A 15,630-nucleotide genomic window follows, 5' to 3' on the forward strand; every position below is an offset into this window, starting at 1 on the left:
CGTGCTGAGGAAGAGGCTCGTATCGCTGCCGAGGCTCGCGCTGCGCAAGAGGCTCGTATCGCGGGCGAGGCCCGCGCTGCGCAAGAGGCTCGCATTGCTGCCGAGGCCCGTGCTGAGGAAGAAGCCCGTATCGCCAAAGAGGCCCAGCGCGCGGAAGATCTGCGCCTGGTTGCCGCGCTGGAAGCTGAGGCCGCGGCCCTGGCGGCTCTGCCGCTGGCTGCCAAGGTGGACGACGATACCCAGGACAAGCCGCAGCGGGAGGGCTTCTTTGCTCGCCTCAAGCGCAGTCTGGTGCGCACCAAGGAGAATATCGGCTCCGGTTTCTTCGGCCTGTTCCGTGGCAAGAAGATCGACGATGAACTGTTCGAAGAACTGGAAACCCAGCTGCTGACCGCCGATCTTGGCGTGGATACTACCAGTCGCATCATCGAAGGCTTGGTGCAGCACGCGGATCGCAAACAGCTCAAGGATGCCGAGGCGCTCTACGGTTTGCTCAAGCAGGACATGGGCGAAATGCTGGCCAAGGTCGAGCAGCCACTGATGATCGACACCAACAAGAAGCCTTACGTGATCCTGATGGTTGGGGTGAACGGCGTCGGTAAAACCACCACTATCGGCAAGTTGGCTAAGCAGTTCCAGGCTGAGGGCAAGAGCGTGATGCTAGCGGCGGGTGACACCTTCCGCGCCGCTGCGGTCGAGCAGCTGCAGGTATGGGGGCAGCGCAACAACATTCCGGTGATTGCCCAGCATACCGGTGCCGATTCCGCCTCCGTGATTTATGACGCCATCGAAGCGGCGCGCGCGCGCGGCGCCGACGTGTTGATCGCCGATACTGCTGGCCGCTTGCAGAACAAGAGCAACCTGATGGAAGAGCTCAAAAAAGTAGTGCGGGTGATGAAGAAGCTGGATGCAGAGGCGCCCCACGAGATCATGCTGACTCTGGATGCGGGCACCGGCCAGAACGCCCTGAGCCAGGCCAAGCTATTCAGCGAGGCGGTGGGTCTGACCGGCATCACTATCACCAAGCTGGATGGTACGGCTAAGGGGGGCGTTATTTTTGCGGTGGCGGATAAGTTCCAGATCCCGATCCGCTATATCGGGGTGGGCGAGGGGATCGACGATCTGCGCCCCTTCGTTGCCAACGACTTTATCGAGGCGCTTTTTAGCCACGATGAGTAAGGTCGGCCGCGATCATTTCGCTTAGCCGTGATGAGTCAGTGTCCCAAGCCCCGACTCTGGTCGGGGCTTGTCGCTAAGATGTGGCTCGTAGCGATCTGGGCGGCAAGATGGTCGGCTGCGGATGAGTTCTCTCCTCTCGCGCAGGGGCGCCGCGATGAGTTTGTGCTCCATACGTGGATCCCGGTCGGGGTTGGTTAAGGTCAGGGAAGCGTTATGATTCGTTTTGATAAGGTCAGTAAGGTATACAGTGGTGGCCATCAGGCGCTGCAAAAGGTCAGTTTCCATCTACGTAAGGGGGAGATGGCTTTTCTGACCGGACACTCGGGGGCGGGCAAAAGTACTCTGCTCAAATTGATCAGCGTGATGGAGCGACCGACCGATGGCCGCGTCTTCTTTCATGGCGATGATGTCAGCCATATCCAGCGCAGCCAGATCCCTTACGTACGCCGCCAGATTGGGATGATCTTTCAGGACCATCGGCTGCTGATGGACCGCACGGTATTTGATAATGTGGCGCTGCCACTGGTGATCGACGGCTACCGTCATGCGGATATAAATAAACGGGTGGCTGCGGCGCTCGACAAGGTCGGCTTACTTAATAAGGCGCGTTATCAGCCGCGGATGCTCTCGGGTGGCGAACAGCAGCGGGTTGGCATCGCCCGCGCCATCGTCAACAAGCCGCCGCTGCTGCTGGCCGATGAGCCGACCGGCAACCTCGACCCCCAGCTCTCCATGGACATTATGCGGCTGTTTGAGGAGTTCAACCGTTTCGGTGTTTCGGTGCTCATTGCAACCCACGATCTCGGCCTGATCGCCCGGATGCGTTATCGCACATTGGCGCTCAAAGCTGGGCGTATGCACTCAGTAGAGGAGACACGCTGATGGCTATCGTTCGGCATAAGCAGCCGTTGTTGCGTCGTCTGATGATGATGGCGGTAGACCATGTCCGCCAAGCTTTCGCCAGTCTCGGAGAGCTGTGGCGCAATCCGCTCGCTTCCCTGATGACGCTGGCGGTGCTTGGGGTCAGTCTGGCGCTGCCCTCCTGTTTTCACGTGTTGCTAAAAAATGCCGAGGTGGTGGAAGGGAGCTGGCAGACTAGTTCCCAGATCTCTCTCTATCTGCGCAAGGATTTACCGGAGCAGAGCATTCTCGACTTGCAGCAACGGATTTTGCTCTATCCCGAAGTCGATTCGGTGACTTATCTAAGCCGTGATGATGCATTGCGGGAGTTTCGCGAGATTTCTGGCTTCGGCGATGCCCTCGATTATCTGGATAGCAACCCGTTGCCACCGGTGCTGAATGTCATTCCCGATCTTCGCTGGCAGAGTCCTGAAGGGGCGGCCGAGCTGCTCGGTAAGCTCAATAACGAAGACGGGGTTGAGCAGGGCAAGCTGGATCTGCAGTGGTTGACCCGTCTGCAGGGGATCATGAATCTGCTGCGCCACACCATCACCGGTATCGCCGTGCTGCTGCTCTCTGCCGTGTTGCTGATCGTCGGCAATACCCTGCGCCTGAATATCCTGAATCAGCGTTCTGAGATTGAAGTGCTCAAGCTGGTGGGGGCGACCGATGCCTTCATCCATCGTCCCTTTCTTTATACTGGCATCTGGTTTGGCATCATTGGCGGCATGTTGGCGTGGTGGTTAACCGAAGTGATGGTGATCTGGAGTGAAGGGGTCGTAAAAGAGTTAGCTGGCTTATATGACAGCTCGTTCCAATTAGTGGGGATGGGGGTCATCGATGGACTGAACTTGATATTATTAGGCGCGCTATTAGGTTTAATCGCTTCGTGGTTCTCAGTGCATCGCCATATTCGAGACATCGAGCCATCTTGAGTGATGAGTTATCAAGCTAAATCGCTGGATTTCATCTGGTAGATGACGTAAAAGTGACCCTTTGCGGTAATCTACCCCCTAGCCTGCAGATCCTGAATCATAATGATCCTATCGGTGAACATTAACGCCTGTAGGTTGTCTATCTGATAGATGCCCATCGTCATCAACAGAAAGATTTACACGAGTATGGCTCCCTGCTTTGCTCGTCAGACTTGGCAAGCATGTGAAGGTTGCGAGCTCCGCAACAATGGACTTAGCATGCTATTTTCGGGGGGGCCTTTATTGGCCCCCTTTTTTTGACCGTTCATTCATGATTCATCCTATCTGCCTAATATGGCTCCCTGTTCAAGCTGGGTGTGATGTTTGGTACACTTCCAGAACGCCGTCCAGTCAGTAGACAGATCCTTTCGAGGTGCTAGACTGGCGTGATTGAAAAGTAAGAGGTAATTGATGGGAACTTCATTGCAACGCACTATGGCTCTGATTCCGCAAGGGAGTCTTGAAGGTTATATCCAAGCAGTTAACGCAATTCCGGTTCTTAGCGCTGAGGAAGAGCGCGACCTCGCTTTGCGTTTGCAGCAAGACGGTGACCTTGAGGCTGCCCGCCAGCTGGTTATGTCGCACCTGCGCTTTGTTGTTCATGTCGCCAAGAGTTATGCCGGATATGGCTTGCCTCAAGCAGACTTAGTGCAAGAGGGCAATATCGGCCTGATGAAGGCGGTCAAGCGCTTCGACCCCAGTGTCGGAGTGCGCTTGGTCTCCTTTGCCGTGCACTGGATCAAAGCTGAAATCCACGAATATGTATTGCGCAACTGGCGTATGGTCAAAGTGGCTACAACCAAAGCTCAGCGCAAACTCTTTTTTAATCTGCGTAAATCCAAAAAGCGCTTGGGCTGGTTGAACCATGAAGAGGTTCAGGCCGTGGCGGCCGATCTCGGTGTGTCTGCTGCCGACGTGACCGAGATGGAAGCACGCATGAGCAATTATGATCAGGCGTTTGATTTAGTTGGCGATGATGACGAAGAGGGGGCGTTTGCTCCGGTTCACTATTTGGAGGATAAATCCTCCGATCTCGCAGCCACTATCGAAAACGATAACTGGGATGACCATGCCACCCGTCGCTTGAGCTCTGCCTTGGCTGGATTGGATGAGCGTAGCCAGCATATTATCCGTGCCCGCTGGTTGGATGATGACAGCAAAAGTACCCTGCAAGAGCTAGCCGATGCTTACGGTGTTTCTGCTGAGCGGGTCCGCCAGCTTGAGAAAAATGCGCTGCGAAAGCTAAAAGAAGCCATGCTGGATTAAGCTAGCTAACGGTCTATTTGCGCGTTTTAAAAAGGCCCGCTCTCATCTAACAGAGCGGGCCTTTAACATGGATCAGTATGAGCTGGCAGGCATCGCTGACGCCGGGCCTCTTGTTACATGCTATAAGCCTTTTCACCATGAGTGGTGACATCCAACCCCTCACGCTCAGCGTCTCGACTTACTCGCAGCCCGATGGTCATATCCAGCACTTTGAACGCCACCGCCGCCACGACCGCAGACCAGACAATGGTGATCCCAACCCCGATAGCCTGAATTTTTACTTGTGCCCAGATGGAGTAATCCTCAGCCACTTGGTTGGTGACATAATCCCAGACTCCCGTGCCACCTAAGTCTGGGCTGGCAAACACGCCTGTTAACAGGGCACCAAGAATCCCACACACTCCGTGCAAGCCAAACACATCCAGACTGTCATCGGTGCCTAGCAGACGCTTGAGACCATGAACCCCCCATAAGCCTGCGACGCCACTGATAAGGCCCATCACCAGCCCACCCCCTACGCCAACAAACCCAGCTGCTGGGGTAATCACAACCAGCCCCGAGACTGCACCAGACGCGGCCCCCAGCAGTGAAGGACGGCCCTTCATTAACCATTCCGCGAAGGTCCAAGATAACGCTGCTGCGGCTGGGGCAACCCAGGTGTTGATAAAGGCCAAGGTTGCGGTCCCATTAGCCTCTAGCGCTGACCCTGCATTGAAGCCAAACCAACCAAACCAGAGTAAAGATGCGCCTATCATGGTCATGGTGAGGCTGTGAGGAGTCATAGGATCACGGCCATAACCGAGGCGTGCTCCTACTAGGTAAGCCCCCACCAACCCAGCTACGGCCGCGTTGACATGCACAACGGTTCCCCCTGCAAAATCAAGTGCACCATGTTGAAAGAGGTAGCCGGCGGTTGCCGTTGCAGCAGCAGCTGCATCAGTGCTGCTATAAGCATCAGGGCCGGCCCAGTACCACACCATGTGCGCCAGTGGGATATAAGCGAAGGTAAACCAGAACACTGCAAATAAGAGCACCGCTGCAAATTTAATCCGCTCCGCAAACGCCCCGACAATCAGGCCACACGTAATGGCGGCAAATGCTCCTTGGAATACCACATAAATAAACTCGCTCATCCCCACCCCTTTACTGAACGTAGCGGCGATGGAATCAGGGGTAATCCCCTTGAGTAACAGCTTACTGAAAGAGCCATACACGCCATTGCCTTCAGTAAAAGCCAAGGAGTAGCCATAAATGACCCACAGCACACTGATCAGGCAGAACAGGGTAAATACCTGCATCAACATGCTGAGCATGTTTTTTGCGCGTACTAGCCCCCCATAAAACAGCGCGAGACCAGGAATGGACATCAGGAGCACCAACGCCGTTGCCAGCAGCATCCAGGTCGTATCTCCTTTGTTAATCGTTAAGCTGGCAACAGAGGCCATGGCGGTTGCAGTTTGCGCTATTGGTTCGGCCCAGCTCGGTGTGACAACGAGAGGGAAGAGACTCATAAATATACTTTTTTTGACCATAGTGTGTTCCTCTCTTGCGATACCGGTGCATTGCCGGCTTTCTATCCTTGATTAATGTGGTCTTTAGTCCACGAGGCGTTCGTGACGACTCAACAGTAACGTGAAAGTACTGCTCCACCATGACAGGGCTGACCCCGATTACATCTGGACTTATTGATGTGTGAGCTAGCCAAAGCATAAATCAGGCCAATTAAATTAAACCTTAAAAATCAATACATTGAATGCTATTTTGTTTCTGTTTGCACCAAGTCGGCGCATGTGTGTCGTGGGTATTTGGATGGTCGCCCTCAGATAGGGCATCGCAGGGGCTAGTGTGCAAGATGATGAGAAAGCTAGCGGCTATGCAATGAACGACAAAGATTGCGGGGTTGGTAGCGATTTACTACTGGCGGGGGGAGGGGCGCGCTCATTGAAATAATGTCGCCCCTATTTTCTGCTCGTCATGATGTGCGCCATGTTCTGCACGGTTAGCACCGGGCTAGACGTGTAGAACATGGCGGCGGGCTGGTGGTCTGTACCTGAATACGAGGGGCAGCCCACTTAGCGCAGTGTCACACGATACCCTTTACATTATGTTATGGAAAAACTCTGGAAACACGGATGTACCAAGGCCTCGCATGATATTCCAGATTAACAAAGAAATTGAACGAAGAGTGAGTCGGATAGAAGTCTGGAAAAGATAGGATAGACTGTATTCTCACTCGGAAAACTACACATTGGTCACCCTGGACTGGTTCGCTGATGTTGAGGTCATGTCTCATCCCCACCGAATTTCAACGTTCAGGCAGATATCGGAGCTATGCAATGAAAGTGATGGCCAAAAAGGAAGTCGACGTTGTAGCTGATATCCGTTGTGACATATGTGATGAAAGCACCTCTAAGCATGGATGCCACTGCCCCCAGTTTGGAACGGTACAAGCTCAATGGAGTTATGGCTCCCACCATGATGGCGAGGCTTTCGAGCTTCATCTGTGCGAAAGCTGTTTTTTCCAGGCTCTTGCTAACCTTCAAGAACAGCGACGGGGGACGTTGATGTTTTCCGAGCGGGGATACGAGCCCAATCCTGACTTTGGACGAGTACAGGGTGATGACCAAGAGTTAGTCTAGCCGATCACCACATCTTGTGGTTCGGGCGGGATCCTCCCCCTTGCAGAACAGCACTGCAACCGGTACGGGCCCAACCGGTTACAATGAGGGCCTTATGTCGCCCTGGAGTGCTTCTCATGCCCGCCCTTATCCCCGAACTGAGCGCCATTGCCAGCGATCTGATCGTCAAGACCTCCGACCTGCTGCGCAAGGCGATGGTGGTCAGCTGATGGTGAGCTCGCCCGGAGATCACCATCAGCAGGCAATCACTGGTGAGCTGAGGGCCGAGGCTCTGGCGGCATTGCTGGCCTGGTTGAAGCAGGTGATCGAGCAAGGGCGCCAGCAGCATGCGCGCGGGCCGAGCTGCAGGCCAATTATACCGCCCTGCAAGCGCTGGCCACGTCGGCCTGCGCCGAGCTGGCCGGTGATCGGGGCTGTGGTCAGCAGTGTGCGGGTTATTCTGGAAGGCGCCAGCGGCGGGGTGCTGGCGGTGAAGGCACTGGGCTGGTTGGTCACCATGACTGGGGGCTGAGAAACCTTCTGGGGAATTGGTAGGGTTTCGGCTCCGTATTGCATTCTGCAAAGTCCGGTCCAAATCCGCTTTTACCGGTGGGGCGCGCTGGGGATGATATACTGGCAGGCATCCATCACACCAAGAGAAAGAGAGATGCGCACTATGAGAGAGCCCATCAAAGTCATTTCCCTGCGGGCCGTTCGAGAAGCGCTGGGGAAGCAGGACAGTTTCAGTGGGGTGGAGAACGGGGTGGCCAAGCTGCAGCAGGGGCGCGAGCAAAAAGCCCTAGTGATATTGGTCGCTCTGGCTACTCAGGACATTGCCTCCGGCAAGACCCATACTGTGGATGAGGTACTGGCACGGCTGTGGGAGGCCAGAGCATGACGCTGCCGGCCCGGTTGACCACCACAGAATGAAAAACTATTTTTCAGAGCCATAATAATCAATTTTTGACGTTGAATCGCTACGACCTAACTAACGAGATCTTTCAAATTAGATTCAATTTCGGTTATTACCTCACCAGAAGACATATTCCAAATCTCAGAAAGATATTGAATAACCAGAACTGCATCAGATGGGTAGAGTATTTTTCCTCTCAGTGTTCCAAAAGGCCCATCAGTTTCAAGAAGAATCCGATCTTTTGGAAGCCAAGATATTATTTTTTTTGCCCGTTCAGAATAAAGCATCGCAGGCCCAATTGAGAAAAAACAGCCTAAGCGAACAGCTGTTTCTATTTGTTGCTTAGTCGCTAAAAACCAATGAAGAATGGGAGTGCCTGCATTAGGATGCTCATTTAAGCACGTTAAAACCTCATTTACCGCATTAAGACTGTGAATGGTTAGAATCTTGTTTCTGTAATGCTCACATCTTTCCAATATATGGTTAAAGACTAGCATTTGATCGGCAAAATGCTCTTTAAAACCTCTCGAACCATCAAGGCCAATCTCGCCAATGTAGCGTGTTTCACCTATCAGCTGATCGAAGATAGCTAATTCATTTTTTCTTTGGTGAGCCAATTGGGGGTGTAGGCCCAATGCGGTGCGACAGTTCTTTATTCCATGTGTTAAATTTCTAGTACCTTCGAAAGCAGAAGGTACTGTGGTTACAGATAGAACATAAAATCCAGATTTTCTTATGTCATCTAGGATTTCACCATGATTAGGATAAAGATCCACATGACAATGCATATCCATCATGAGACTTTATTCACTTTTAGAAACGTATCAACTTCCTGTAATCCACGTTTTATTGTTGATTCAAGCTTAATTCTAGTGGCACTATCTTCTGGCAACGAACCGCTCTGTCTGATCCAGCCTTTATAATCTTTGGTTTTACTCAATCTAATTATTGCAGTTTGCACAGCTAGGAGATCGTCTCTTGTATCTTTCTCTCCGTAGATGAGATTAATATTCTGGCTTACATACAATGCGTCTTGTGTAAAACCAGCATGATGAATCGATGAACGCCTAATCAAGCAAGGAACACAATGGCCACATTGTTTATGTTTTCTGTGCCAATGACTACAGGAAACACTTAATGGGATGGCTTTCGCAATAGCAGCTTGATCTATACACTCTGCCAACATTTCGCCTTTAGTTTTAAATTGATATGGGTTAACAAATTTTATGTTGAAGCCAGCATCTCCTAATAATTTTTCAAGTCTACTTAAAAAATATGGGTGAGTTGTACGTGTGCTGTGACTACCTATTCTTCGTCTGGTAAGGGGTGGGTTTATAGATATATATCCGTTTTCTGGAACAATAATTGTCGAAATACTATCATCTGAATTTGCGTTTCTTAGGGCTGAAATACCAAGTACAGCCATAGCTAAAAAATTGAAGCTTCTTCCACGCATTGTGACATCAGTTTTCCCTTTTAATCCCGACATCAATTTTGGCGAAATACTATATGATAGCTCCCCATATTTTGCTTTAAGAAGTTTCTTAATATCGTTCTGTTTTACACCATCACCACGGTAAGCATGGCTTAGCAATAGAGGTTTATGCATTGAGTTGCCATTAAGTATATCTATTGCTCCCACTGCACTATCTAGTCCGCCAGAGAAAAGACAAATGCAGTTTAACCCTTTAAGGCTAGACAATCGAGTTTTTGATGCTTTGCTTACAATAGGAGATGGAATTGGTAGTGTTGTTTTAGAGAATGTAAATTCCCACTGGTCTCCGGTTAAGAAATTTAGAATAGAACCCAATTCCCCTGAAAGATTGTTCCACTTGGTTTCATTATTAACTGGGATATGCAAGTGCATTACTCGTGACCACGCATCAGCCGCGTTTCCTCGACGTTCAAAAGTCTCGGCAGCGGTAACAGCAGTAGCAATTGTGATCAAGTCGATTGCGTCTGCATCAATATTAACACCAAGTTTACGTATGTTATTAAATAGACTTCTTGAAGCAATACTATGCTTTGAAATATTGTAATCATGTGTATTAAAAATCTGGACCGGATGACAGGTATCTGAATAGTCTGGTAGTTTTGCTGGGTCATTGTTAAAATAAAAATTAGTCATTATAATTCTCCCACTCTTCCACAGTTTGTGAAATCACATCTATTTGTATCTGTATTATATTGCTTTGTGAAACATTCCCCGCATTAGCGAGCATTGTTTTTTCTAATTTTGATTGTGTTATAAATTTTATTAGATCCCTTAGCTCTTCTTCCATTCGGTGATGCTTGCTCGGATGTTCAATATGAAACCAGGCTTTACCCATGCCATTGACAACGTCCTGAAATATAAGGTCAGTGAGGTAGCATGAAATAGCTTCATGAACAACTTCATCAGTGAAAATCGACGCATCAAAAACATCTTCTTCTGGTAAAACCTCTGCCAGTGCAAAGTCCAATGCAATGCGTACAGCATCGGCATCACCATTTTCAGGTGTTAAGTGCTCAGTGATACGATCAATAGCTTGGTCTGTTGAGAGTCCATCTAGATCCGACAGGGAGAGCGTTATATTATTGATACTAACGCTTTCACCTTGCATTATTCCTAATAAGCCGGAACCTGCCGTGATGCCGCTAGCTAGTCGACGACTTACTCCAGAACCGCCGCCAGAACTTTTTGAGAATTTCTTTAGAGAAGCTTTCAGATTTGATGTACCACCATTGGATTTAGCGTAGTCACCAAATGACCTTCTTGCCCCTGATAGCCTGTTGGGTGAGGGGATATTCGGTCTTGCTCCCGGTATCTGCTCTTGTACTTTTCCGTTATCTACTTGTTGTAATGGAACTTTGTTGTCATTTCCATCACCTCTATCTGGGGTTGGTTGGCCATCTATAGGTCCAACTTGGATTGGATCACCTTGTTCTGCCCAAGGTGGTAACAGTGGACTTCTATTATTAGGACCTGTATTTGATGCAGAAGTACCCATTATTTAGCACCCTCTAACTCATTTATAATTGATGTAAGCCATCGTTTTTTGGGGGCTTTTTTAATAAAGGCTAGGAGGATATCCTTGCACTTTTCATTGCGCATTGCCAATAGCCTGGCCCCGTAAATACCCGGTGTTTTTAATTGCCAATCTTCGACTTTTCGTAACTGTTCTATAAGGCTATCCATAACAGAGACATATTCTTCGCGGGGGGTTTTATCAATCAGAGTAATACTCGCGTTGCTTGTTGAAATTTTTTGTTTCATTAATCCTTCGAGTAATTCTTGAGCCGCACCAGACATTACTGAGTTAACAGAACCCATAGGGATGCTCTGACGACTTAAATAAGCAGCTGCCTTAAGGTCAACATTGGCAAACATGGGGGGTAACTTTGACCACTTATTCAGGAAAGGTAACTCTTTCTTCCATTCATCTGGTATAATATTGAGATCAAATTCCTTTTCTTTGTCTTCTAATGCTGCAATTATAGCGGGTTTACCATTCTCCATGTCTATGAATTCATACAACTTATTAGTTGCTTCAGTTCCCATGCAGCGTTCAAATATAACCAACTTTGTGATTGTTCTTTCATCAAGCTGCATGCCGCGGCGATATGCCGTTTTTCGCCTCATTTTTACTTGATTCAACAGACGCTTAACTATTCTCGGATTACCGTTAATATTAGCTGATTCGGCTAATATTGGCGCGAGTTGTTCGGCAATTTTGAGCTCTTCACGAAACGTAGCCTTATTGTCAATAATACAACTTTCCAATAAGTTGTCTATTGACACCGGCTCTTGTTTCCAAGAAAATTTTAGTGACTCTTCTAATTTTTCTCTTATTTTTTCAAATTCTATCTCTGGGATTTTTTTGTCCTGTGCTATCAGCATGATTAAGTAAGCTCTTACCTCTGACACTCCTGGCTTAGGAACATGTACCGGTATCTGTATTAGTTTGTCTAGATAGTCGGTCTGGTGACGAACGGATGCACCTTTATGGAAGTGAGGTATCGCCAGACGAATCATGTCTGGGTCTGCGGCCACAATAAATGCGGTATTAGGTAAAAATAGAAATAATCGAATTGCTTCCAATGTAGATATGGTATTAATCGGGGAGCATCGGTCAAGATTATCAACATATACTATAATAGGTTTATCAAAAGCTTTTAAAAGTGATAAATACGAATTTCTGAATTCATTTATTTCTTTTGGCGGAGAGAACTTGCCCTTGTCTTCAACAAGGGATTTAGCTTTTTTTCCTAAACTGCCAAGTTCTTTGCCATCTTTATGGATATCGTCTAGTCCAAAACTGTCGTCATTACCATCTACGGCATCACTTGCCCAGCCAAAGAATTTCTGAATAACGCCAAACGTTGGCATGCCAGATATGGCGGCCGCACCCTCAGCCATTAATCCCATAAATCTAACTTTATCTACTCTTTTAGCAAAATCGAGAGCCTTTGAAAGCAAATTTTCATCATTTGCTGCAGCCTCAACAAGATGTGAGGCTATTGTTTCCAATAGAGCAGCTTTGGCATCATCATATCCTTGAAATGTCCATGCATCGAATTGGATTTGAATGTAGTCTTGCTTCTCTTTTTTTAAGGAATTTGCGGTTAATTCTAAAATAGTAGATTTGCCCGCCCCCCAATCACCGAAAACACCTATAGAGATAGGCATTAACTCTTTTTCAGAAATAAGATCTTTAATTGATTCAGCAATCTCATTAAAGTTAAGAAAGTCAATGTTAGATTCTTTATCTGACCACATATTTTCTTACTTCCTTTAACAGTCTGGAGTACTAGCATACAGTTATTTCTACAGCTAAATACATGTCATTGCTCGTCATTTTCCATTTTTGAGATATTAATCATATATTTCTAGCGCCAAATGTTCTGACAGATAAAGCTTTCACATGTGAGGTTAGCGAGTCATGGTTTAAAGCCATAAAACGAACCGCTAGGTAGGTCAATATGAAGACAGAGTTTGCTACCATCAGATTCAACAGCTGTTTCAGTTGTTGTAACCAATAGATGGTATCGCTTTCGTTGTGTATGAGTGTTCCACAGTTTTCAGCTTTTCTCTACGGGTCACCCAGAGGGGATGTGCAAGAAGGGGGTACTGTGCTAGAAAAAGATATCGGGATATAGCCGTCGCACGCTGGCGGAGATGGCTATGTCTCGATCTCGGTTCAAACAGTTGATGGCAGGGAATATCAGTTTGCATCAATAAAATGGTCAGGTAGAAGAGGATATAAATTAAATATTGTTGTCATCATCTGAATGGTGAATGTATGGCATTCCAGATTCTAAATGAAAAATTTTGTCTTTATATTGCTGAATGATAATTGATAATTTATTGTGCTGGCTTGACATTAAAACAAGACATTTTTTCATCTTAATAAGATCGGCTCGATATTGCTCCTTCAGACGTTGCTCATTTTTAAGTTTTAACCTGAGGCTAGTTATTTTATCTATGTGGTTATTATCAATTATCGTATTTTGATGATGTTTTTTCGTAAATTTTTTGATATCGCTGATAATATTTTGGTAGTAATACGCAGACCCATTACCAAGTCCCGCCTCCTCTTCAACCGCTTTGACGGACAACCTTCGTTCTGGAGATATCCGTGTAGTCTTCCCCGATAAAATTCGCTGGAGTGCGGCGGCCAGTTCAGCTTGGGTTATCTGGGATTTGCTCATATTCATTTCCCTCTAGGATGAAGTGGGTAAACGGAATGTTGAACTGACGCATCACTTTCTCGGCTGCACGGATCTGGGTGATAAAATGGCTGTATATGGAAGCTGTCAAGGTTCTCTGCTTGGCCAGGGTTGTGACGTGTTCCACCACCCAGTGATGACGCTTCTGCCAATTAATGGCCTGTATCTTGTCGATGAGCTGATGTTCGCAATTCATACAGCTAGCCGGTGAACTCACGCGATGCATCTGGCATTCATAGCCCGCTAAGCAGTACGAGTGCAGCGTGCCTACCAGTGTCAAGCGGCCAGCCCTGACATGCTCATGTATCGCATCCCAGGAGGTGTACGTTTGGGGCAGCTCACGTCGGTTGTTCACAATGGCACTGGCCATTTTCCCCATCAGCGGGTCGGTATGATCGCCCTGATACCAGTCATAAATGTGCTGCGTTGTGGATTCCTGAACTACCTCGTCGAGATAGGTTTTCAGCTCGGTATCGATAGTCAGGGCGTGTGCCTTTGCCGCTAATCCTCCGGCTCCGTACCATTCTGTGGTGGGTAAGTCCAAGTGCTTGAATTGCTGCTTTATTGCGATATCCGAACATAGGCTATGGCGCTTGGCAAACACCGCAAAGGTGCGGCGAAATTGATGGGTGGTGATAGGCCAAATATTGCCAAGGTGAATCCGATTATCGGCATTGGATGACGTTCGGTTTGGATTGATAAGTTGGAACTCCTCCAAGTCCTCGGTGGTGATAAAGGCTCCAGCCTTCTTAGCAATTCTGTCAAAATGGGTGCGAAAACCGTTCTCCGCACGAACCAGCGGCAGCATAGATTTGTGGGCTTGCGATAGCCACAAGCACGTCGAGTTATGAATATTCATCGGATTGCCATCTACCGCTAACTGATGCCGCATGTACCGGGATAGTGCTTCCGCTAGCTCAATGGCCTTCTTGGTGAACGGTACTGTGACCCATTCAGAGATTTCCCCCCGCCCCTGAGTCAGCTTGTGGTGTACTGACTCCAGCACTTGATAGGTTTTGCCATATACCTCTTTCTCTTTGAAGCTGTTGGCGTGCAGACAATAGAGTTCAGAGCGTCGCATTCCGGTCAACGCGCCGCACACGATGTAGCACACTGTCTGAAGCTCTATGAGAACACCACTGAGCAGTCGGTAATCAAAGGGTAATAGTGTTGCCAAGGGGGTATCGAGTAAATGAGCTTCGATGACCTCCCGATATGAGCAGGGTTTGTGTTTATTGACCTCGACGCGATACTCGGGGGAACGTCTATCCAGCCATTGCCACAGGCCACTATCAATCTTACCGTCAACGGCGTGCTGACCCTGGAGGTAGACCTCTCGGAGATCGGCTTGCAGCTCATGGAGTGCTTCTCTGTGAGGGTGGTAGGTGTTGATAGTGTCAAAACAAAAACGATATATCCGCTCCATTAGCCGGGTTGGAATTGCATAGAATTGATTGCAGCTGTGAGTGTCGACATCTTTAGACAGCTTTTTAGCAAGTTTGAAATAACTGTCATTTAGCGGAATTTTAAACTCGAAGGGTAATGCCGACGATACCCGCTCAACGCTGCCTAAGGTGACAAAGACTGCCACCAGATTCTTGTACTGATAATTCTGCAGTTTAAGATGGTTACAGTATTCAGAGAACAGGAGATAACTGGACAACGAGGCAATGCTGGTGAACCCTTTGTTATCAAGATACTGATATATCACGGAGAGTTTGGCGTGTCTTGCGAGCAGGGTGGAGGTTTTAATGGTCGCTTCTTTCCTAGCATGACCCGTTAAATAGACCCAGGCAAAACAAATCAACTTCATTTCGAGTGCAAGTTTCTGAGATAGGACTCGGTCAAATTTAATATGGTACTTATTGGTGATCCGGCGATCCAGGTAGGCAGAAAAATTCCATTCATCGTCACCAAAATAACTCTTGGGATGACCATTGAAGTCCTTGGTGACCACCGTCTTTTCAAGGGCTGCAATCTGGCCCTGGGCGTAGAGCTCGATGATGGCGTGTACGCTGGCGTTGTTCTCGCGAATAACCTCACCTGGCAATGTCAGTAAGGTGTGCATCGG

General features: G+C 48.4%; 13 protein-coding genes and 1 pseudogene. 7 read left to right on the plus strand and 7 right to left on the minus strand.

Going from position 1 to position 15,630, the window contains the following annotated elements:
* The 4 genes from ftsY to rpoH form a co-directional block, all read left to right on the plus strand.
* The coding region (gene ftsY / locus CUC53_RS05075) for a signal recognition particle-docking protein FtsY (RefSeq protein ID WP_100293149.1) at window positions 1-1,179 on the plus strand (1,179 nt) is incomplete at its 5' end.
* A 213-nt stretch (window positions 1,180-1,392) separates the two neighbouring features.
* On the plus strand, window positions 1,393-2,061 hold the full coding sequence (gene ftsE / locus CUC53_RS05080) for a cell division ATP-binding protein FtsE (RefSeq protein WP_100293150.1): 669 nt from the start codon (window positions 1,393-1,395) through the stop codon (window positions 2,059-2,061).
* The gene (gene ftsX / locus CUC53_RS05085) at window positions 2,061-3,014 is read left to right on the plus strand and encodes a permease-like cell division protein FtsX (RefSeq protein WP_100293151.1); all 954 of its coding nucleotides are present in this window, start codon (window positions 2,061-2,063) and stop codon (window positions 3,012-3,014) included. Before ftsE ends, ftsX begins: the two co-directional genes overlap by 1 nt.
* 450 nt (window positions 3,015-3,464) lie before the next feature.
* Entirely contained in the window at window positions 3,465-4,319 is an 855-nt protein-coding gene (gene rpoH, locus CUC53_RS05090) for an RNA polymerase sigma factor RpoH (RefSeq protein WP_100293152.1), read from the plus strand.
* 113 nt (window positions 4,320-4,432) lie between these two features.
* Here rpoH and amt read toward each other — a convergent pair whose 3' ends face one another.
* Window positions 4,433-5,830 carry an ammonium transporter gene (amt, locus tag CUC53_RS05095; protein WP_420808044.1) on the minus strand — a complete coding sequence of 466 codons (1,398 nt, stop codon included), beginning with the start codon at window positions 5,828-5,830 and terminating at the stop codon, window positions 4,433-4,435.
* Between the two features lie 1,336 nt (window positions 5,831-7,166).
* Between amt and CUC53_RS05105 the strand changes: the two genes are divergently transcribed.
* Both CUC53_RS05105 and CUC53_RS05110 read left to right on the plus strand, forming a co-directional pair.
* Window positions 7,167-7,469, plus strand: a complete 303-nt coding sequence (locus tag CUC53_RS05105; protein ID WP_100293155.1) for a hypothetical protein — start codon at window positions 7,167-7,169, stop codon at window positions 7,467-7,469.
* Window positions 7,470-7,613: 144 nt separating this feature from the next.
* The gene (locus CUC53_RS05110) at window positions 7,614-7,835 is read left to right on the plus strand and encodes a hypothetical protein (protein ID WP_100293219.1); all 222 of its coding nucleotides are present in this window, start codon (window positions 7,614-7,616) and stop codon (window positions 7,833-7,835) included.
* A gap of 86 nt (window positions 7,836-7,921) precedes the next feature.
* Here the strand turns inward: CUC53_RS05110 and qatD are convergent, their stop codons facing one another.
* Genes qatD through CUC53_RS05130 form a run of 4 tightly spaced genes read right to left on the minus strand, consistent with a single transcriptional unit; the run spans window position 7,922 to window position 12,609 of the window.
* Complete coding sequence (gene qatD, locus CUC53_RS05115; protein ID WP_100293156.1) at window positions 7,922-8,647, minus strand: Qat anti-phage system TatD family nuclease QatD; 726 nt, start codon at window positions 8,645-8,647, stop codon at window positions 7,922-7,924.
* On the minus strand, window positions 8,644-9,978 hold the full coding sequence (qatC, locus tag CUC53_RS05120; RefSeq protein WP_100293157.1) for a Qat anti-phage system QueC-like protein QatC: 1,335 nt from the start codon (window positions 9,976-9,978) through the stop codon (window positions 8,644-8,646). Before qatC ends, qatD begins: the two co-directional genes overlap by 4 nt.
* Window positions 9,971-10,840: a hypothetical protein gene (locus CUC53_RS05125; RefSeq protein WP_100293158.1), complete on the minus strand. Its 870-nt coding sequence runs from the start codon at window positions 10,838-10,840 to the stop codon at window positions 9,971-9,973. Before CUC53_RS05125 ends, qatC begins: the two co-directional genes overlap by 8 nt.
* Window positions 10,840-12,609 (minus strand): KAP family P-loop NTPase fold protein, encoded by a 1,770-nt coding sequence (locus CUC53_RS05130; protein WP_100293159.1) that lies wholly within the window; start codon window positions 12,607-12,609, stop codon window positions 10,840-10,842. The genes CUC53_RS05125 and CUC53_RS05130 overlap by 1 nt, the downstream gene beginning before the upstream one ends.
* A 360-nt stretch (window positions 12,610-12,969) precedes the next feature.
* Here CUC53_RS05130 and CUC53_RS19170 point away from each other — a divergent pair.
* Window positions 12,970-13,068 (plus strand): annotated as a pseudogene (locus CUC53_RS19170) (IS5/IS1182 family transposase); the annotation flags it as partial.
* Between the two features lie 29 nt (window positions 13,069-13,097).
* On the opposite strand, the gene CUC53_RS05135 reads toward CUC53_RS19170, so the two are convergent.
* Window positions 13,098-13,541, minus strand: coding sequence for a hypothetical protein (locus tag CUC53_RS05135; RefSeq protein WP_100293160.1), 444 nt, complete (start codon window positions 13,539-13,541; stop codon window positions 13,098-13,100).
* Entirely contained in the window at window positions 13,513-15,627 is a 2,115-nt protein-coding gene (locus tag CUC53_RS05140; protein ID WP_100293161.1) for an integrase, read from the minus strand. Before CUC53_RS05140 ends, CUC53_RS05135 begins: the two co-directional genes overlap by 29 nt.
* Window positions 15,628-15,630: the final 3 nt, after the last annotated feature.

This window comes from Aeromonas cavernicola (assembly GCF_002795305.1).
In the GTDB taxonomy this organism is placed as follows: Bacteria; Pseudomonadota; Gammaproteobacteria; order Enterobacterales; family Aeromonadaceae; genus Aeromonas; species Aeromonas cavernicola.